The organism is Pseudoalteromonas sp. JSTW (assembly GCF_013423925.1).
Lineage (GTDB): Bacteria > Pseudomonadota > Gammaproteobacteria > Enterobacterales > Alteromonadaceae > Pseudoalteromonas > Pseudoalteromonas lipolytica.
The window spans coordinates 920,761-940,439 of record NZ_CP058972.1 but is presented as its reverse complement, the minus strand read 5'-3'; the positions used below and the strand labels follow the sequence as shown (position 1 = coordinate 940,439).

15 protein-coding genes are annotated in these 19,679 nt (G+C 40.8%); 10 read left to right on the top strand and 5 right to left on the bottom strand.

Translation table 11 applies throughout. The annotated features are described in order from the left end of the window. From GZH31_RS04385 to GZH31_RS04370, 4 genes are read left to right on the top strand one after another with little or no spacing between them, the layout of a single operon-like run. Positions 1-2,004 carry a TolC family outer membrane protein gene (locus GZH31_RS04385; protein WP_227006835.1) on the top strand — a complete coding sequence of 668 codons (2,004 nt, stop codon included), beginning with the start codon at positions 1-3 and terminating at the stop codon, positions 2,002-2,004. Between the two features lie 29 nt (positions 2,005-2,033). Then, entirely contained in the window at positions 2,034-4,172 is a 2,139-nt protein-coding gene (locus tag GZH31_RS04380; protein WP_118844080.1) for a type I secretion system permease/ATPase, read from the top strand. Beyond that, positions 4,169-5,590 (top strand): HlyD family type I secretion periplasmic adaptor subunit, encoded by a 1,422-nt coding sequence (locus GZH31_RS04375; protein ID WP_065978387.1) that lies wholly within the window; start codon positions 4,169-4,171, stop codon positions 5,588-5,590. Before GZH31_RS04380 ends, GZH31_RS04375 begins: the two co-directional genes overlap by 4 nt. 34 nt (positions 5,591-5,624) lie before the next feature. Next, a complete protein-coding gene (locus tag GZH31_RS04370; protein ID WP_036970232.1) occupies positions 5,625-6,212 on the top strand; it encodes a response regulator transcription factor in 588 nt (195 codons plus the stop codon). On the opposite strand, the gene GZH31_RS04365 is transcribed toward GZH31_RS04370, so the two are convergent. From GZH31_RS04365 to GZH31_RS04355, 3 genes are all read right to left on the bottom strand, one after another. Continuing rightward, positions 6,209-8,176 (bottom strand): LapD/MoxY N-terminal periplasmic domain-containing protein, encoded by a 1,968-nt coding sequence (locus tag GZH31_RS04365; protein ID WP_180311420.1) that lies wholly within the window; start codon positions 8,174-8,176, stop codon positions 6,209-6,211. The two genes, GZH31_RS04370 and GZH31_RS04365, sit on opposite strands and share 4 nt — an antisense overlap. Further along, on the bottom strand, positions 8,170-8,877 hold the full coding sequence (locus GZH31_RS04360) for a transglutaminase-like cysteine peptidase (protein ID WP_083422949.1): 708 nt from the start codon (positions 8,875-8,877) through the stop codon (positions 8,170-8,172). Before GZH31_RS04360 ends, GZH31_RS04365 begins: the two co-directional genes overlap by 7 nt. 120 nt (positions 8,878-8,997) lie before the next feature. After that, the gene (locus GZH31_RS04355) at positions 8,998-9,456 is read right to left on the bottom strand and encodes an LPP20 family lipoprotein (protein WP_065978388.1); all 459 of its coding nucleotides are present in this window, start codon (positions 9,454-9,456) and stop codon (positions 8,998-9,000) included. 112 nt (positions 9,457-9,568) lie between these two features. Between GZH31_RS04355 and GZH31_RS04350 the strand changes: the two genes are divergently transcribed. After that, positions 9,569-10,759 (top strand): flagella assembly protein FlgT, encoded by a 1,191-nt coding sequence (locus GZH31_RS04350; protein ID WP_036970238.1) that lies wholly within the window; start codon positions 9,569-9,571, stop codon positions 10,757-10,759. On the opposite strand, the gene GZH31_RS04345 is transcribed toward GZH31_RS04350, so the two are convergent. Next, complete coding sequence (locus tag GZH31_RS04345) at positions 10,742-11,641, bottom strand: LysR substrate-binding domain-containing protein (protein WP_065978389.1); 900 nt, start codon at positions 11,639-11,641, stop codon at positions 10,742-10,744. The genes GZH31_RS04350 and GZH31_RS04345 overlap by 18 nt on opposite strands. Positions 11,642-11,771: 130 nt before the next feature. Between GZH31_RS04345 and GZH31_RS04340 the strand changes: the two genes are divergently transcribed. Both GZH31_RS04340 and nhaD read left to right on the top strand, forming a co-directional pair. Continuing rightward, entirely contained in the window at positions 11,772-12,500 is a 729-nt protein-coding gene (locus GZH31_RS04340; protein WP_036970241.1) for a glutathione peroxidase, read from the top strand. A 318-nt stretch (positions 12,501-12,818) separates the two neighbouring features. After that, positions 12,819-14,252, top strand: a complete 1,434-nt coding sequence (gene nhaD, locus GZH31_RS04335) for a sodium:proton antiporter NhaD (RefSeq protein ID WP_036970244.1) — start codon at positions 12,819-12,821, stop codon at positions 14,250-14,252. Positions 14,253-14,286: 34 nt separating this feature from the next. On the opposite strand, the gene GZH31_RS04330 is transcribed toward nhaD, so the two are convergent. Next, complete coding sequence (locus GZH31_RS04330) at positions 14,287-15,294, bottom strand: AraC family transcriptional regulator (RefSeq protein WP_180311419.1); 1,008 nt, start codon at positions 15,292-15,294, stop codon at positions 14,287-14,289. 137 nt (positions 15,295-15,431) lie between these two features. On the opposite strand from GZH31_RS04330, the gene GZH31_RS04325 reads away from it, so the two are divergent. The 3 genes from GZH31_RS04325 to GZH31_RS04315 all read left to right on the top strand — a co-directional run bounded on the left by GZH31_RS04325 (position 15,432) and on the right by GZH31_RS04315 (position 19,596). Next, positions 15,432-16,496, top strand: coding sequence for a zinc-binding dehydrogenase (locus tag GZH31_RS04325; protein WP_075593848.1), 1,065 nt, complete (start codon positions 15,432-15,434; stop codon positions 16,494-16,496). 482 nt (positions 16,497-16,978) lie between these two features. After that, positions 16,979-18,964, top strand: coding sequence for a DEAD/DEAH box helicase (locus GZH31_RS04320; protein WP_180311418.1), 1,986 nt, complete (start codon positions 16,979-16,981; stop codon positions 18,962-18,964). Further along, complete coding sequence (locus tag GZH31_RS04315; protein ID WP_180311417.1) at positions 18,961-19,596, top strand: hypothetical protein; 636 nt, start codon at positions 18,961-18,963, stop codon at positions 19,594-19,596. Before GZH31_RS04320 ends, GZH31_RS04315 begins: the two co-directional genes overlap by 4 nt. Positions 19,597-19,679 lie beyond the last annotated feature (83 nt).

Genomic DNA, 19,679 nt, shown 5'->3' with positions numbered 1-19,679 from the left:
ATGACTATTAGCGAAAAGTTCACTACCAAGAAACTCTCTGTATTTTTCACTTTATTATTTGCTGCAAACGGCAGCTTTTTTAATGCTAATGCAGAACAAGTTTCAGTGATGCCTCTAAATTATGTGGCAGATAAAGCAATTTCAACCAACCCTGAAGTGCAACAAGCTTGGCATGCATTTAAAGCATCTATGCATGGTATTGATGCGGCACGTTCTGGCTATTTACCCACAGTGGATGTGTCGGCCAGTGCTGGGTACGAAAAGCGCAATTACGGTATTGAAGAAGAATATAACCGTAACACTGCCGAATTAACGCTCGGGCAAATGCTTTACGATGGTTTCAGAACCTCAAATAACGTAAAACGTTTTGAACGAATCCAATTAATACGTTATTTCGAATTATTAGATCAAGCCGAAAAAACAGCACTCGCTGCAAGTATCGCTTATTTAGACGTACAAAAGTTTACTGAGCTTGTTGAACTTGCTGAAATTAACCTTAAAGAACATGAATCGGTTTATCAGCAGATTGAACAAAGTGTGGGAGCTGGCGTTGCGCGTGCAGCCGATCTTGAACAAATTAGTGGTCGTCTGTCATTAGCGCAGTCAAACGTGATGACAGAATATGAAAACTTGCATGATGTCAGTGCACGCTATTTGCGTATTATTGGCGAGCTTCCGACTCAAGGTACGGTAAAGGCAAAGTTGAGTGATGACGCAATCCCCATCACAATAAATCAAGCCCTTGATATCGCCTATAAAAACAGCCCAAATTTTTATGCATCGCTTTACAATATCGAAGCACAAAAAGCTAATGCAGACTCGCAAAAATCGGCCTTTCATCCGAATGTTGATTTATCAGCACGCTACGGCATGCAAGACCGAGACGAGTTAGGGTTAAACGAAACCCGCTCTGAGGCACGTGTTGGTATTGACGTGAGATACAACCTCTATAACGGCGGACTCGATAGCGCAAATCTAGACCAAGCCTATCAAGAAGTGAACGTTGCTAAATATCAACGCGATCAAACATGTATAGAAATAAGGCAGAACTTACAAATCGCCTACAACAGTGTACAAGTCCTACAAAGCAAAATACCTTCGCTCGCTAACCATAAAGAATCGTCGCAAAAAGTTAAATACGCCTACAAAGACCAATTCGATATCGGTCAGCGCACATTGCTCGATGTACTTGATGCAGAGAATGAATCATTTCAATCTAATCGCTCTTACACTGCAGCCCTTTACGATAGACAAGCAGCCATACTAACGATGCTAGCCGAAATGGGGAAATTACTTGAAACCCTCAATGTAAAATCAGATAAATTCCCTGCAATCAGTGAGCTAACCGACGACCCTATCGCACTCAGTGCTGACAGTATTTGCCCTAAATTTGATGTTGCAGCGACCCTGAGTCGACAAGCCTTTTTACAAAAAAAGAAGCAACAAGATAACGCGTATATGAGTGTGACAGCCATGCCGAGTTATCTCACCATTCCAACAACACCCGCAAGCACCTTCGTTGACGATGACAACGACGGCGTTGCTAACGAAAATGATGATTGCCCATCAACTCCTGCTTTTACGGAGGTCGATGAAAGAGGCTGTACAAAGTACCGTAGCAACACTAGCAATGTCGAAATAGGTATTCCCTTTCTTGCCGACTCTAGTGTTGTACGCCCTGAATATATGCAAGAAATTGCAAGACTGGCAGACTTCTTAAAAGAACACCCCAGTAAAAATGTCGAAATCCAAGGCCATGCTTCATTAGAAGGCCCTGCTCTTTACAATAAAAAACTGTCAGAAAAACGTGCTTTTTCGGTCGCTGAAATACTCATTCAACAATACGGTATATCACCAACAAGAGTGAAGTCATTAGGCTATGGAATTGATCAGCCAAGAATAAATGAGATTTCTGTTCGCGCAAACGCAGCAAATCGTCGCATTGAAGCGGTAATAACCGAAAAAGGTAATCGGCCACCCGCCATGAAAGACGGCTGGTCTTAAACTTTAGGTTTATTAATAATGGACATTTTATGCAAGAGAACGATGTACTCGACCACGGCGGCAGTCTTGTAGACTGCCTAGAAATTTTATGCCGCTATCATGATCGAGAGTTTTCTCGTGAAACACTGCTTAGTGGGCTTCCCCTTGAGGATGGCTTATTAACGCCATCGGGTTTCTCGCGAGCAGCAAAACGTATTGGTTTTAAAACCAAGGTTGTGCGTAAAGCACTTTGCGACTTAAACGTTGCTTTGTTACCCGCCGTATTAATTTTGCAAGGCAATGAGGCTTGCGTCATTACAAAACTCGACACTCAAAATGATAAAGTCGAAGTGATCTACCCCGAGATGCCAGACTCTGCTGTGACATTAAGCCTTGAAGAGCTTTATAAAACCAGTACATCGATGATCATTTATGCACAACCCGAGTTTGCCTTTGATGCGCGCTCCCCCGTACTGCAAAAACTGTCGAAAGACGGCTGGTTTTGGGGTGTCATTAAAGAGTGTCGAAGCTTATACAAAGATGTCATTATTTCTGCCATTGCTTTGGGCATTCTTTCCATTGCAATGCCATTGTTTGTCATGAATGTTTATGACCGCGTTGTGCCTAACCATGCCACTGAAACGTTATGGGTGCTTGCCACAGGCGTACTAATTGCCCTTACCGCAGACTTTATTCTCAGACTCGTGCGCAGTTATTTTGTAGAGCTGGCAGCCAGTCGTATTGATGTCAAAGTGTCGGCAGTGATCATGGAACGCGTGTTGGGTATGAAGTTAAAAAACCGTCCTGCGTCAGCAGGCTCGTTTGCCAGTAATATTCAATCATTTGAGGCAGTGCGCAGCTTTTTTAGCTCCATTACTTTAATTGCCCTTGTCGATTTACCTTTCGTACTGCTTTACCTCACAGTCATCGCGATTATTGGCGTTGAATTAAGCTTACCTATTATCGTTGGGGCACTACTATTAATGAGTTACGCGCTGGCTGCCCATCGAAAACTCGAGAGCCTGTCAGAACAAACCATGAAAGCAAGCTCTATGCGCAATGCTGTTTTGGTTGAAAGCTTAACAAACATTGAAGATGTCAAAAGCTTTCACAGTGAATGTAAAACCCAGTCAAACTGGGAAAAATCAACGATTTTTATAGCCCGAGTCAATGCCCAAAGTCGCTTAATATCATCTTCTATAGCCAATGCTGGCTCGTGGGTTCAGCAGTGTGTTGGTGTGGTGATTATGTTAGTAGGTGTACACCTAATTATCGAAGGTGATTTAACCCAAGGGGGGCTAATTGCCGCCTACTTATTGTCGTCACGTACCATGGCTCCTATTAGTCAATCTGCGGCCGTGCTCGCGCAATTTCATCATGCCGCAATTGCAATGCACTCGTTAAATGAAATCATGGAAAAAGACGTTGAACGCCCCGCAGGCAAACATTGGTTAAGTCATCCAGTGTTGCTTGGCGACATAGAATTTAACGACGTACGCTTTAAATATACCGATGAAAGCAACGAAGCGCTCAGTGGGGTTAGCTTTAAAATAAAAGCCGGTGAAAAAGTGGCTATTTTAGGGCGCAATGGCTCAGGGAAAAGCACCATAGAAAAACTAATTTTAGGTTTGTATGAGCCAACAGCGGGCACGATTTCAATTGATAATAACGACATCCACCAAATAGACCCCGCAGAGCTTAGGCACAACATTGGGTATGTGCCCCAAACCATTTCATTATTTTTTGGTTCGTTAAAAGACAACATCACCCTCAGTGCGTGGCACGCTAAAGATGAGCAAATACTTTCGGCATGCCAGCAAAGTCAGTTATTTGAACTTATAAACTCTCACCCCGATGGGTTCGACATGCAAGTTGGTGAGCAAGGCCGATTACTCTCTGGGGGTCAACGTCAGGCGGTTGGTATTGCCCGAGCACTGTTAAATAACCCGCCAATACTGTTGATGGATGAACCAACTTCGGCGCTTGATCACAACAGCGAAACTAAGATCATTAATAACATCAAACGCAGTTGCCAAGAAAAAACCTTAATCGTTGTAACTCACAGAACCTCGTTACTCGAACTGGTCGACCGTGTCATTGTGCTCGATAACGGTAAAGTGGTTGCCGATGGCCCTAAATCTCAAGTGTTATCAGCGTTAAATCATCAAACAGTAGGAAAAGTATCATGAGCGATAATAACCTACCTATTGAACAGCGCTCGTTTGAGCGCTTAAACAAAGCACTTGAAAAACAAAAAACAAAACGCCCTTCGATCTTTTCAAAGTTATTTTCAGGTTGGTTATCACCCCCAACCAGTCAAGACTGGGTTGTAGATGCACAATGGGAAAAAATGCAACAGCAACCTGCTAGCGCTAAAGTACTGCTTTATATTATTTGTTTCAGCCTGTTAGCCTTAATTATGTGGGCCGCATTTGCGCACCTCGACGAAGTAGCTCGGGGCGAAGGACGCGTTATCCCGTCGCATAAACTGCAAGTCGTGCAGTCTTATGATGGCGGCATGATTGAGCAAATCTATGTCAGAGAAGGCCAAATAGTTAACGAAGGCGATGTATTAATAAAGATAGATCCAACACGCTTTATTTCTTCATTTAGAGAAAACCAAGCAAAAATACTGTCGTTAACAGCAAAGGTAGAACGCCTTAAAGCGTTAACCCAAAAAAGACCTCTCGCGTTTGATCCAGAAATTATGGAAAAAGCCCCTGAGGCAATCGCCCACGAACAAGCCATGTTTGAGAGCAGTAATCAAGAACTCGAACAGCAAGTTACTATACACAAGCGGCAACTAGAGCAACGCCGTCAAGATTATGCCGAAGCAAAAGCAGCACTTCAGCAACACACTAACTCGTTAAGTTTGGCCAATCGTGAGTTGTCTGTCACACGCCCATTATTACGCTCTGGTGCCGTTTCTGATATTGATATTATTCGCCTAGAGCGCCAAATAGTAGAACACACAGGCGAAATAAACAGAACCAAAGCCGCCATAAACCGCACCATGTCAGCCATTAACGAAGCTAAAAACAAAGTGACCGAAGTTGAGCTTGCCATGATCAACCGCTGGAGCAACGAGTTATCAGAAGCTTTGCTTCGTCTTGATGCTGTAAAAGAAACCGAATCAGGGCTTGCCGACAAAGTAACACAAACCGAAATTCGCTCCCCCGTGAATGGCACGGTTCAACGTTTACTGGTTAATACCGTCGGGGGCATTTTACAACCGGGCAGTGATGCTCTTGAAATTATTCCACTTGATGATCAGCTCGTTGTCGAAGCAAAAATTTTACCGAAAGACATCGCTTTTTTACGTCCAGGCCAAACTGCGATGATCAAATTCAGTGCCTATGACTTTGCTATTTATGGCGGCTTAGAAGCCGAAGTAACACATATCAGTGCTGATACCGTCACCGATGAAAGAGATAATACGTTTTACATTGTGCAGTTAAAAACGAACCGTAATCATTTTTCAGAAAACCTGACCATTATTCCGGGCATGACCACTCAGGTAGATATAATAACCGGCAAAAAAACCGTACTAGAATACCTTTTCAAACCCATTTTACGTGCAACGTCTTTAGCGATGACCGAAAGGTAAGACGAGATAATTACAGCATTTTTACGGAGTATTCATGCGCCGCAGTATTTTTATTACACAAGATAAATTGCAATCGCCTCATTGGCAAAGTGCGTTTCCAGATTGTGCCGTTCATACCTCGTCGCCCAAGCAATTAATTGCAGACACATTAATTTGGTTGTTAGCCGATGGACCTGAGTGGCCGTCTCTCGTTGAGAAGTACAGCGCCCAACGCATACCCGTTATCGTAATGACCACACAACTTGATATAGCCCAGTTGTGTCAAGCACTTCAACTTGGTGCACGTGGTTACATAGAGGCATTTGCGAGTAAGGTGATTATCGAGCAAGTAGCAGAAACCGTGTGTTCAGGCGGTATTTGGTTACCGGGGCAGTTACTGTCGAATCTGGTCGGTGTTTTGTCAAATCAACCTATTAGCTACCAACATCAATGCGATTTGAGCTGTTTAACTAAACGTGAAAAACAAGTTGTTGATCACGTTGTCACTGGCGCAACCAATAAACAGGTTGCGCAAACCTTACATATTACAGAGCGGACTGTAAAAGAGCACATGAGCTCTATTTTTAATAAATTAAAAGTACGCGATCGTATGCAATTAATGTTGGCCGTAAAAGGCCATTAACCAACACGTTCCTCAATTGCGACTAAGCCATCAAATCCTAAACTGTGCAGTATGGCTTGGTCACTCGGGTTTTTAACTCCCTCTGCAACCACTTTAATACCTAAAGAATGAGCTAAAGAGCATACGCCACGTAAGAACGTTTGGTTGTCTTCACTAAAACTAATATTGTGGCAATAAACCGCGTCAATTTTAATCATCTCAAGGCCAAGTTCTTGTATTTTAGTGAGCTTAGTAAACTCAGCCCCCACTCTTTTAAGCGCAACTTTGGCGCCAATACAGTGTACTTGCGAACAAAAGCTTCTAAACAAACTAAACTCTTTCACTGCAAAACCCGCTCTTACCTCAAAACATAAGCGGTTAGCTAAATTCGGGTAAGCAGAAAGCCCTGTTAAAATAGAGGCCACAGCCATGTCATCTCGCAAAGTATCGGCGCTCAGCTCTATGGCAAGTATTGATTCATCCTCACTATCACCATATTCAAGGATCATCAGTTTCATTAAACTCCAATCAAGCCTTGCTAATAAGTGCAAGCGATGTGCCCATTGGTAGTAAAATCCAAAGCGGTATTTTTCACCGTTTAACAGTAAACTCAATGAAATTTGCTGCTGGAGTAACGAGCCACTAAAGCTACTGACCGGGTATAAGGCAATTTCAAGTTGATTCTCTTTAAGTGCAGTTTCGATTGTTGTGCGCCATTGGTCGGCATCAATATGTTCTTGATGGACCGGCACATTGTCGTTAATGCATGCATTACATCCTGGCTGGGCAATAGCAATTTTTAATAGCTGATCAACGCGTGTTAGTAACTCTCCTCGAGTATCATCGGCTTTAATAAGGCTACAACTATGAGACACCCCAAGCTCAACTTGAGCAAACTCTGCCACTAACTGTTTGTGTATATTTAGCACATTATCGCTGAGTGTTTTTAGCTCGCTGACATCGCTAAATAACACTAAAAAATCGACATGCGACATACGTGCAATTTGGCTCTCACGAAAACTGTCTTCATTTGATTCTAAAAACGCCACTAACGACTCTGAAAAACGGCGTAAAAATGACACCATTTCAACCCGTCCCACTTGGTCAGATAATGCATCAAGATTAATCACTCTAAACAGAAATAAAGCACCGTGTGATTGTGAGTTTTGTAAAAAGGTATCGAGCGTTGCATTAAAATACTCACGATTAGCAAGCCCCGTTAAATCGTCGTGCTGACTTTTAAAGCGCATTTCTTCTAGGCGTCGGCGGTCTTCTTTGACTGTGCGACTAAAGCGAGATGATAATTGGTTCATTGACGTGACAAGCTTGGCAAACTCGTAGGTTCTTGGCACTTTTGATTTAATAAAGCGCTTTTCACCCAGCGCCACCGCTTGTTTCATTACATCGCTCAATGGGCTTAATATTTTTGATAAGAAATAAGCACCAGCAATACATGCAAACACCGCAACCGCTAAAAAGCTATAAAATAAATGTACGGCGCTTTGCCACAGTGCATCTTGCGTATATTCGCTGTGGCTTTCTACATATAACGTACCAAATTGTTGCCAGCCATCGCTGACTTGTGCGATGCCCGGCGCCACATTTAGCGAATATAAATGACGAAACCAACGGGGTGCATTTAGGGTTAGCTCACCACGGTAAATGCGTTTTATTATGGTGTCGCCTTGGGGGTCTTTGAGCTCAATACGATGGTAGTACCCGGTATCAAAAGTAGCCGAAATAAGTAACTCTATTTCCACCGGATCTTTATTCATTTGACTCAGCATTAATGCCAACGAGTTAGCATTATCGACATTTTTCATTCTAAGCTCAGTGGTAAAGTATTCTTTCGCCGAGCTGGTACTAATCAGCAAACTACTTACAAAACCAATAATGATCACCGTTAAAATGGCAATCCACAATTCCTGTTTTAAGGTAATGGTTTTATTTCTTTTGCGTTTTAACACTTTAAATACGCTCACCATTTAACTCCTTCTTTACGCGTTTGCTCTAAAATATGACGCCAACGCGATAGTCTCGCGGTTGGATCTGCCACACTTTGCGTCGAATTATTTGCCCAAAGGCCTTTACTATTAAAACTAAAAACGGGACTAAGATCTGTGCGTTTGGCTGCTGGCAGCACCTTAACAATCAAACTGTCTAAAATAAGGGGTTGGGCATTAGGCTGAGTAAAATAACCGAGCACCATATGCGCTTGGGTTTGCCGAGTACCGGGGAGTTGGGCTTTAACATAAATAAGCCTAAGTTTGTCGTCACTGATACCCAGCGCACGTAAACTCACATACTTGGCAATCGCATAATCTTCACAATCCCCCAACCCTTTGCCCATGGTCTCGAGAGGGGTCGCCCAATAGTCGTTTTGCTTCCAAAGTTCTATATCAGTTTGATAACGAAGTGTGCGGGCAAAAAAGTCATTCACAACTAAAATTTGTTGCTGCTCGGGTAAGCCTGCAGCATGTTGCAGCATGCCCTGCCACTGTCTGGCGACAGTCACTCGGTTAGCACCATAACGCTGTTGCATTTGTTGGATAAAGGTTGAAAACTCAATCACCAAACGCTCAGCAAGCGCGACGCTTGTTAAGCATAAAACCAAAAAAAAGAGGATCGAAAAAAAGCGATAGCGCCAAGCAAAGCGGCATGCACTCACAATGCCTTTACTGAGCATAGGCCATGCCAAAGAACAGAACAGCTTGGTTTAAGTAACGTGTTATCACCAGTATGCTTTTATTAAAACCGACAGTCTTAAAAGCATAGCACCCAAGCTGCAACTATGAGAATTTAACGGTTAATAATAAGTCACTTTTTTTACTTCACGCGGCTTAATTTCACCAATATAAAGGTCGTGAACGCGTTTCATATCTAGCTGTAATTCGGTTGCATACGTATCGCCTACAGCGTAGCTTTTGATCACCTGAGCGCCTTTGATCACCCCTTGCACTTGGCTTTGCAATTGATCGTTGTGCGCAACACTATTTTGCACCGTGGTGCCGGCGGAAATTTTTTGCCCATAAACTTGCTCAGCCAGCTCTCGGTAGGCTTCAAGCTTAGAGGCTTTAATTGCAAGCAGCGCTCGTTGCGATTCACTGCTGCCTGGCTGCGCACTAATAGGCGCGTAACCCACTGCTTTTAGTATTGGGTAGTCATCTGGTTCAATGTAAGTATACTCAACATGCTTATCAAAAATACTGCTACAGCCCGTTAATGCTGCGCAGGTAACAAGCCCAATAAATAGAAGTGCTCGCATAATTTGCTTCCGCTTAAAACTCATTTGTCACAAATATGCACGTTTAATGCCACTTCTGGTACATTCCTTGCTCGTTTAGGCTAATCAATAGTTATCGGTGCTAGGTGTCAGCATGAAACGTAAAATTATAGCCAGTTTACAAGGTATCGGATTAGCCTTCACAATTGTGTTTTCAAACAATAGCTTAGCTCAATGGTTTGAGTCTACAGGGCATGCCGTAGTGAAAAATGGCGACACGAGTCAGGCAAAATCAGCCGCCATTAAAGATGCGATCACCCAAGCATTGGTGTTTTCAGGGGCCCGTGTAACGTCTGTTCAAACCCTTGTTGACGGGGTTTTGACACAAGATCAGTTGAAGATCAGCAGTCATGGCGAGATCCAAAAAATAGAGTTAATCAGCGAAGACCGTCATAACGACACCTATGCCATTACACTTCGCTTAGATATATTCCCTCAAGCCGAAGAATGCCCTGCAAATCAATACACTAAGTTTATCGCGGTTACACAAAGCCAATTAGTAAATCGTGAACAAGCAAGAATGGGCCAAATTTTTGACGTTAATAAAGCGATCAGTGAGCAACTGTATGCCAGTTTAAGTAATACGCAAATGGCAGCCAAGCCAACAGCCTATTACAACGTGCCTCTTAGGGTTGATCACTTTTTTACCCAACAATACGATTACAGTAATGCCCTACTTGAAGAAATAACCAGTCGCAGTAATTCGCAATACGTGTTGCTTAGCCGTATTCGCGACCTGTCGGTTAATCAAAAGCTCAACAACGACTATGCATTTTGGCAAGACGACAGCTTTAAACGTGCTTACAAAGTCGATTATGTTTTATTTGATGGCACAACCTATGAAAAACTGTGGGAGAAAAGCTATCAAGCAGAAGGGGTCTGGCCGTACAAAAAAACCGATATCATCGATGTTTACAGCGATAGATTTTGGGCAACCGATTATGGCCGTGCAATCAGTGATGTAAACCAAACTCTGACCTACGACTTGCAAGCAGCCATGGCGTGTTTGCCCACTCAAGGCAAGATCTTACATATTGAAAACGACACGCTCATTATTAACTTGGGCAAAGCTCATGGCCTGCAACAAGGCCAAATTTTAAATATTGCGCATCACAACTACATTACAGATGCACAAGGTAATAAGCTGCCACACAAAATTACCACTTTAAACCAAGTGAAAGTAACACAGCTGTATCAGCAGTCTGCGGTTGCTACCAGTATCGATAAACAACCTTTGCCCGCGATTCAAATTAACGACATTATAGAACTAGCGGGCGCTGAGTAAGCGTTCGTGTAAGCCCTTATGAGCATTTAGCCATGCGGCTAATTGCTCTACCCCAGCGATATGTGGGTAATGTTTTCGGGTTGCAATCACAATTTGACGCTGCTGATTAGGCGCAATAGATACATAGTTTATACCCGCTCTGGGTGAACACGCCAATTTTGGCACAAAGGTCACGCCATCATCCATCGCCACCAGCGCAAGCAAGGTTTCTAAACTGTTTCCTTTATATTGATTAGACACTTCAACCCCTGCCGAAAAGCAAAACTGCTCAGCTTGCTCTTTAAAACAGTGCCCTTCATTAAGCATTAGTAACTCGCCGCCATTTAACTGTTTTAATGCAACCTCATTATGGCTTGCCAGCGCGTGCTGCTCAGATACCGCAAGTAAAAAGTCTTCTTTGTACAAAGCCGATTTGTGATAACTCTCTAAGTCTGGCACATCTGCAACAATCGCAATGTCTATTTCGCCCTTGTCGAGGGCGCTTAATATTTGTGCTGTTTGCATTTCTATAAACGAAAACTGCGTTTTAGCGAATGCATGCTTCATTGAGGTCAGTAAAGTAGGTAATAAATAAGGCGCTATGGTAGGAATAATACCCACATTAATTTTACCTTGAAGGGGGTCATGTGAACTCGCGGCCAGTTCTTTTAACACTTGAGTTTGCTCAAGTATTACAATAATTTGGTCAACTAGCCGCTGCCCTTGCGCTGTTATAGTAACGTGCTTGGTTGAGCGGTCAAAAATAGTCACGCCAAGCGCTTCTTCAAGCTTTTTTATTTGCCCACTTAACGTAGGCTGGCTGACATAACATGCATCGGCCGCTTTACGAAAGTGCTGAAATTGGGCAACGGCTTTAACATATTCAAAGTCTTTTAAATTCATATCCGTCTCAAAATGATTAAGCATTATTACTGATTGGTATTACCTATCGTATCAATACAAACAAACGATTGGAACTATTAAGAGCAAACCGTCACAATAGCACTCAACAAATCAAGAGGAATTAAAAACAATGTTAAACAATATCGAAGGTCAAAAAGTACCAAACGTTACATTTGCAACACGTGTAGGTGAGCAATGGCAGTCAATCACCACTGACGACATTTTTAAAGGTAAAACCGTGGTGTTATTTGCCTTACCAGGTGCGTTTACACCCACTTGCTCATCAACTCACTTGCCTCGCTATAACGAGCTTGCAGCCGTATTTAAGAAAAATGGGGTAGATGACATCGTATGTATTTCGGTAAACGATACATTTGTAATGAACGCATGGGCACAAAACCAAGAAGCACAAAATATTACCCTGCTTCCAGATGGTAATGGCGAATTTACTGACGGCATGGGTATGTTAGTAGATAAAAACGACTTAGGTTTTGGTAAACGTAGCTGGCGCTATTCAATGCTTGTTAAAGATGGCGTGATTGAAAAAATGTTTATTGAGCCACAAAAGCCAGGTGACCCATTTGAAGTCTCTGATGCTGATACCATGCTTGATTACATTAACCCAGCGCAAGTTAAACCAGAGCCTGTGAGCATTATTACTAAACCTAATTGCCCATTTTGTATAAAAGCAAAAGCATTGCTAGACAGCAAGGGCCTTGTGTACGAAGAAATTGTATTGGGGCAACATGCGTCACTTACGAGCTTAAAAGCCTTGTCTGGTCGTGAAACTGTTCCACAAGTATTTATTGGTGGTCAGCACATTGGCGGCTCAGACGACTTAGAAAAACATTTTGCATAAGCAACGCAAAACTTCCTTTAAGGGCTACTTTGTAGCCCTTTTGTATTTACGCTATTTAATCGTTATAAACCGCGCTGAATAAACCTTAAATAAAACCTTTAACGATTCTGCCCATTAGAAATCGCGGCCTATTTACCTTACGAACTTTTCCCCTGCTATTTTTAGCACCTTCATACCTAAACATTACTCATATTTATATTGGATATACCTACATTTTTATTACTTCTTTGTTACAAAAAGTACAAAAAAAATCTAAAATAGCCACCGCTTCACACAGTAAACACCGTCGACTCTAAATATGACTAAATGGAACACACAATGAACAAACTGATACTAGGACTCCTGCTCTCCTTGGTAGGATTCAGTAGCCAAGCTTACGCTGAAACAACAGCCGCTATTGACCTACTTAACCACCCCGTCGGCATTATCTGTGTCGCTATTTTTATTTTTGCCTATGTACTCGTTATTCTTGAAGAAAAAATCCATTTACGAAAATCAAAACCGGTTCTTGTCGCTGCCGGTATTATTTGGACCTTAATTGCGTGGCAATACAGCGCCCAAAACATGTCTGACTTAAGCACCAATGCATTTCGTCATGCGTTGCTTGAGTTTTCTGAGTTAATGCTCTTTTTACTGGTCGCCATGACGTACATTAACGCGCTTGAAGAGCGCCGCCTATTTGACGGCCTACGTAGCTGGTTAGTCGCACGCGGTTTTAGTTATAAACAATTATTTTGGATCAGTGGCGTACTCGCTTTTTGTATTTCGCCTGTGGCAGATAACTTAACCACCGCATTGCTGCTATGTGCCGTGGTAATGAAAGTAGCAACCGATGATAACCGCTTTATTGCAATGTCGTGCGTTAATATTGTTATTGCCGCCAACGCGGGCGGTGCATTTAGCCCATTTGGTGATATAACCACACTTATGGTCTGGCAGGCCGATGTTGTTGCCTTTTCTGAGTTCTTCGTTTTATTTTTACCCGCGTTAGTCAGCTATATTATTCCTGCTTTAGTGATGTCTTTCTTTATTAACAATAAACACCCACAAACAGCCGATGAAGATGTGGAACTAAAACGCGGTGCTATCCGTATTTTATGCCTATTTTTACTTACCATTCTTACGGCTGTGGTACTTAAAACAGCGTTTGGTTTACCCCCTGTTGTAGGTATGATGATGGGGCTTGGTTACTTACAATTCTTTGGTTATTTCTTACGTGTAACCCTACCGGGTTCACTGGCAAGAAAACGTGCCATGGCAGAGCGTGAAGGTGATAAACAACGTTTAGAGCGCTTAGGAAATGTGGTGCCATTTGATGTATTTAGCCGCGTATCTCGCGCAGAATGGGATACCCTACTGTTCTTCTATGGCATTGTGATTTGTGTGGGTGGTTTAGGGTTTATCGGATACTTAAGCTTATTGTCTGATTTGCTTTATAACAACTGGTCAGCAACAGGTGCAAATATAATCTTAGGTTTAATGTCGGCTGTGGTAGATAACATACCTGTGATGTTTGCAGTACTGCAAATGATGCCAGATATGTCTCATGGTCAATGGCTATTAATTACCCTCACCGCTGGCATTGGCGGCAGTCTATTGTCAATTGGTTCGGCTGCGGGTGTGGCTCTTATGGGGCAAGCGCGTGGTATATACACCTTTAATAGCCATTTAAAATGGACACCGGTTATTTTGCTCGGCTATTTTGCAGGGGTGGTCACACATTTATACCTAAATACAGGTTATTTTAACTAACTCAGTAATACGCCCTCGGTAAAGCGCCGAGGGCTTACTTCTTTATTTGCCGCTTAAAAGCACGAGGCGACAGCCCGAACCAGTGTTTAAAACTGCGACTAAACACCGAGAACTCTGCATAACCAAGGTTCAATGCCAAGGTGGTCATCGACATATTACTCATTTCGAGAGTACGTAACGTAATTGATTTTCGTGTTTCATTTAACACTTCCCGAAAGCTTGTTCCGGCTTCTTTGAGCGACCGCTCTAACTTTTTAGGGTGCATACCAAGGTTTAAAGCCACGCTGTCTTTATTGCATTCACCTGTCGGTAATAACATTGTAATGCTGTGCTTAACTAAATCGCTAATAGGTAGCACTACAGATGCACTGTTTAGTTGAAATTGCTGATTAATAATGTCGGTAATTAAATTATCTGGACGAATTGGTTTTTTCATCAAAATATGCGACGAAAACAATAAGGCATTATTTTGAGCCTGTGGCACAACTTCACATTGAAACATCTTACGGAGTATTTTTTGCTGTTCGTGGCTAATAGCCTGCTGTAAACAAATACACTGAAGCTCAAAATCAGCCCCCGCCATATCACGTAAAATACGGTAAATAAGCGCAATGCTCAATTGCACGACTTGAGTGCTGCGGCTTAACTCATTTATCACTAAACTTATTTGCAGCTCGCATTGTTTTGCCGTCAAATGTGTTAGCGCTAGCTGCGCCCCTTGCACATGCATAAATGAATATTTACGTGCAATACTCAGGGCTGTCGCAATATTTTCTTGCTGCGCCATATGTGCGCCAATTAATCCTAACGCGCGGATCCCTTGGCGTAATCCCAACTTAAAACCAAATAAAGGGTCGGCCAGCTGCAGCGCCGTTAGCTCTAATAAGTGCGATACTTTTTCGTATACAATCATGTTATCAGCGTCACGCAAGTGGCTAGGTAAAAAACCCGCTTGTTTTAATAAGCTTATAGGGTTTGCACCCAGCTCATTCACCAACTCTTGATACCCAGCTAACGAACCAGCACGTACACAATAGTCCATGTTAATGCTCTTATTGCTTTGTTATGTCGCAATTTATCATGTTTTTGTCGTAAAAAGTCAAGATATACCCTGCCAGTTTACTTAGTGTAGATAGCACACAAGGTGAAAACCTTTCCCGTTCAATTGAGGATACACATATGAGCCAAATGAATTCGGTCGCTATGCAAAATGGCCAACTACATGTAAAACAAATAGCCATTCCAACACCTGGGCCTGGACAAGTACTTGTAAAAAGTCTTGCGTGTGGAATTTGCGGATCAGACATTCATATTACTCGCCATACGAGCGATGTATTTGATATTTATAAGAACCTTGGCATCATGGATAAAAGCGCAGGAAACGATCAAGAAGTATTACTCGGCCACGAATATGCCGCTGAAATTGTTAGCTATGGTCCAGATACAAAAGGCGAGCTTGCTGCAGGCACACGCGTAACATCGGTGCCTATTTTAATGTCGGCAGGCGGTGCTGGAGTTGGAGTAACACCCGGTATATATGGTGCTTACTCTGAGTACTTTATTGTTGATGAAGCGCTATTATTACCTATTCCTGATGGCGTGCCATCAGAAGCCGCCGCCATTACCGAGCCTCTTGCTGTGGGCTTGCATGCCGTTAATCGCGCAAACATGAATAAAGATGATGTCGCCGTTGTCGTAGGTTGCGGACCTATCGGTCTTGCCGCTATTGCCGCTCTAAAACTGCAAGGCGTAAAACATATTGTTGCCTCTGACCCGCAAGAGAGTAAAAAACAAATCGCCCTTGAGTTTGGTGCAACACACTACGTAAACCCCATGGCCGATGACGAAGTAACAACAGCGGCCACACTCGCAGGCGATCACAAGGTAGTAATTTTTGAATGTGCAGGTGTAAGCCGCCTACTAAACGACTATATTTTGCGTGCGCCAGCCAAAGCAAAAATTATTGTAACAGGCATTCATACCGCACCACTCGAAGTGAACTTTGCGTATGCAACCGTAAAAGAGCTCGACCTTATTTTCTCTTATTACTATCAACCTGAAGAGTTCGCACAATCACTTGAGAATATCGCCTCAGGCAAAATAGCGTGGCAAAAAATGCGCACCGGCAAAGTCGGCATCGACGGTGTACAAGGCGCATTCGACACCTTATTTAAACCAAACGACCACATTAAAATTATCATCGAACCATGGCGCACAGGTGCATTAGAAAAGGTAACAGATTAGTCATCACAATGACTAAAACGGGGGTTATTCGGGTTGATATGCAACTTGGTAGCCCCTAAAACCAGCAAACAGATATTCTAAAAAACCGATAAGTAAAAACCTTCGTTACCCGCTTTTACCCATGGCAGTTAGAAAAACCTAACTCAATCACTTTAAATAGATAAAGCCATATTATGACCTTTAGCTATCAAGTCATACTCAAAGCATTGTTTTGATGCTTTTCAGAAGACCTAAAGCTATAAAACGAGCTTTAGATAGTTAAAGTCCTCTACCTAACTTCAAAAACAACCTTTAGCTACCCATTTGCCAGAATGGCAAGAAAGCTCTTACTTGGAGTTCTGTAAATAACTGTACTGATTGGTTTGTTATTGATGCATTGTCTAACATTTTCTTTTTTATCAATGGGGTGTCATACTTAAACTACAAAGTCGTACCTTCCTTAAATTTCGAAAGGATAGGTCATACATAAATGGACGTTTACCATGAAGAACAGCTTATTCTATAACCACATATCTAGAACCGACTTAAACAATGATTTGTTGGAAGAAATAGAGAATTACGCAATTAACAACCCCTCAGCGCAATTATATTTAGTTAGCTCAATATTGGGCGAGGGTAAAAATGAATACGAATATGAGGATAATGTTGTAGTGGTGTTATCTCCTAAACATAAAATCATGTTCATCAACTTGGGGAATGACCTTGAGTCCTTTGAAGAATACTGTGACGACTTCATCCTTGATTTGAACTCAACATCTAATAGATACAAATACCAAGATCATCTGGGTAGGCCAAGAAAATGGAGGCATGACCTAACTATTGAGATTGATTCTTATGATAATAACTTTTCGTACTTACTTGCGCAAAATATACTACCTATCGAGTTACAAAGAAAAAATGAGCTTTTAATATCATTAATTACTGGGAGTATAAATGATATTGAAAAGGTGGGTGTCGATACACCTGACAACTTATTAGATAAAGTAAAAAATAGTATCATGCTATTTGATGGAGAGCAGACTCGATTTATCTATAAAAGTCTTGATCAAAAAAGAGTTTCGATTCAAGGGTTATCAGGTACAGGTAAAACAGAATTGTTAATGCATAAACTTAAAGAGTTATATTCATCAGAAAAAGAGACAAAAATATTTTTCACTTGCCACAATAATGTTCTTGCAGACCATCTTAAACAGAGGGTACCTAAGTTCTTTGATTTCATGAAAGTCGACAAACAGATCCAATGGAATAGTCAACTTTGGGTAGAGAGAGCTTGGGGCTCTAAAAGAGATAAGGATGGCTTATATGCTTATATATGTGATTTTTATGGACTTACTTTTCATCCATGGTCTCGTAATACAACTTATGAAATGATATTTACAAAGGCTTTAGAAGAAATTAACCAATTAGAAAGCTATGAATATGCCTTTGATTATATTTTGATCGATGAGAAGCAAGATTTCCCTGATGTATTTTTTACATTATGTGAAAAAATAGCGAAGAAAAAAGTTTATGTAGCAGGAGATATTTTTCAAGATATTTTTGAAAATAATATTAAACAAGAAGTGGAAAATGTCGATTATGTACTAAATAAGTGCTATCGAACAGCACCAAATATTTTAATGTTTGCACATGCGATTGGCATGGGATTATTTGAAAAGTCTAAATTAAACTGGCTAGAAGATAGTGAATGGAAAGCTAGTGGATATCAAATTAATAGAGATGGTGAAAATGTAACTTTATCTAGAGAAAGCGTAAGACGGTTTGAAGACATAGAAGAAAAGCAATTAATGAATATGAATATTGTCCAACATCATGGTCAAGATCAAGTCATTGGACTAATAAAAGAAATCGTAGCCAAAAATCCAACTGTAAAGCCTGATGATATCGCAATAATAATGATAGACACTGACAGTTATATCTATAATTACCTTGATGTTTTGCAATTTAAGGTTAGATCAGAGTTAGGCTGGGAAGTAAACAAATCATATGAAACCAAGAAGAAAGCGCCTAATGAGTTGTTTTTAAGTAATATTAATAATGTAAAAGGTTTAGAGTTCCCATTTGTTATTTGTATTACTTCGTTTATAAGAAGTAGTTATACCTATAGAAATAGCCTATATACGATGTTAACTAGATCCTTCCTCCAATCTTATTTATTAGTAAACAATCTAGAAAATCTTGATTGCCAAATTAATGGACTAAATAATATAAACAAATTTAACTGTATAGTATCTACTGAGCCTAATCCCGAAGAGAAAGCAGCAATTAGAAGAAAAATTGTTAAAATTAAAGATGAAAAAAATATATCATTCTATGATTTCATGAAAAAGATTTTCAAAGAATTAGAAATCCAGCAAAGATATAGGAAGAAATTCATCCAAGCTATGCCTGAAGACTATAAAGTTGACTTTGATGAAGAAAATATCAAAGAGTTTATCGAAGCAAATAGAAAGTACTATTGCAAATGACAAAATATGAATTTGACATAGACGAGTCTTACATGGATAAGTTCTTTCGTCCAATAAAAAACAAAGCTCAATTAATTGAACTTCTTATGAATGCAATTAAATATATGCTAATAAATCCAAAGATAAATAAAGACAATGCAAAAGGAAACATAATATTAATTATTGATAAAATGCAACGATTACTTTTCGTAAAAAATGATAAAATTTTTTCAATTGCGTTCCCTTTTACTGTTACTTTTTTTGATGACGCTTATTTCTTTAATTATAAAGGCACACTAAATTTAGATGCAAAATTAACCTCTGATGTTATCTCATTAATTAACAACAAAGAATTTTACAGTAGTTGTAGTTATGAATTTGCTACCCCTATTTCAGATTATCAAGAAGACAAGTGCGATAGTTATTGGGATCTAATTCGTGATTTATTATTAATGGAAAGTGGATATCTTAGATATGATCATGATCCAAAAAATTACGAAAAACATGGTAAATCCAATATTCACCCTTTACATCACTACGACATGTTTTACTCAAGTAATGCGACCTTTAAAGTTGGTCTTAAGAAAAAAATAATAGCAAAAGATTTTATTGACTTGCTAGATATTAAGACTGTTTGTAAGTTTTTAGATTAGCCTTAAAAATAAGTTTTAACGATGCAATCAAAAAAAATTCTAGAAAATTTTGAGCTACAAATACGCTACACAGAGATAGAGAA

Coding starts and splice junctions, on each gene's coding strand:
- GZH31_RS04385 (WP_227006835.1), top strand. CDS start 1: ATGACTATTAGCGAAAAGTTCACTACCAAGAAACTCTCTGTATTTTTC.
- GZH31_RS04380 (WP_118844080.1), top strand. CDS start 2,034: ATGCAAGAGAACGATGTACTCGACCACGGCGGCAGTCTTGTAGACTGC.
- GZH31_RS04375 (WP_065978387.1), top strand. CDS start 4,169: ATGAGCGATAATAACCTACCTATTGAACAGCGCTCGTTTGAGCGCTTA.
- GZH31_RS04370 (WP_036970232.1), top strand. CDS start 5,625: ATGCGCCGCAGTATTTTTATTACACAAGATAAATTGCAATCGCCTCAT.
- GZH31_RS04365 (WP_180311420.1), bottom strand. CDS start 8,176: ATGGTGAGCGTATTTAAAGTGTTAAAACGCAAAAGAAATAAAACCATT.
- GZH31_RS04360 (WP_083422949.1), bottom strand. CDS start 8,877: ATGCTCAGTAAAGGCATTGTGAGTGCATGCCGCTTTGCTTGGCGCTAT.
- GZH31_RS04355 (WP_065978388.1), bottom strand. CDS start 9,456: ATGCGAGCACTTCTATTTATTGGGCTTGTTACCTGCGCAGCATTAACG.
- GZH31_RS04350 (WP_036970238.1), top strand. CDS start 9,569: ATGAAACGTAAAATTATAGCCAGTTTACAAGGTATCGGATTAGCCTTC.
- GZH31_RS04345 (WP_065978389.1), bottom strand. CDS start 11,641: ATGAATTTAAAAGACTTTGAATATGTTAAAGCCGTTGCCCAATTTCAG.
- GZH31_RS04340 (WP_036970241.1), top strand. CDS start 11,772: ATGTTAAACAATATCGAAGGTCAAAAAGTACCAAACGTTACATTTGCA.
- nhaD (WP_036970244.1), top strand. CDS start 12,819: ATGAACAAACTGATACTAGGACTCCTGCTCTCCTTGGTAGGATTCAGT.
- GZH31_RS04330 (WP_180311419.1), bottom strand. CDS start 15,294: ATGGACTATTGTGTACGTGCTGGTTCGTTAGCTGGGTATCAAGAGTTG.
- GZH31_RS04325 (WP_075593848.1), top strand. CDS start 15,432: ATGAGCCAAATGAATTCGGTCGCTATGCAAAATGGCCAACTACATGTA.
- GZH31_RS04320 (WP_180311418.1), top strand. CDS start 16,979: ATGAAGAACAGCTTATTCTATAACCACATATCTAGAACCGACTTAAAC.
- GZH31_RS04315 (WP_180311417.1), top strand. CDS start 18,961: ATGACAAAATATGAATTTGACATAGACGAGTCTTACATGGATAAGTTC.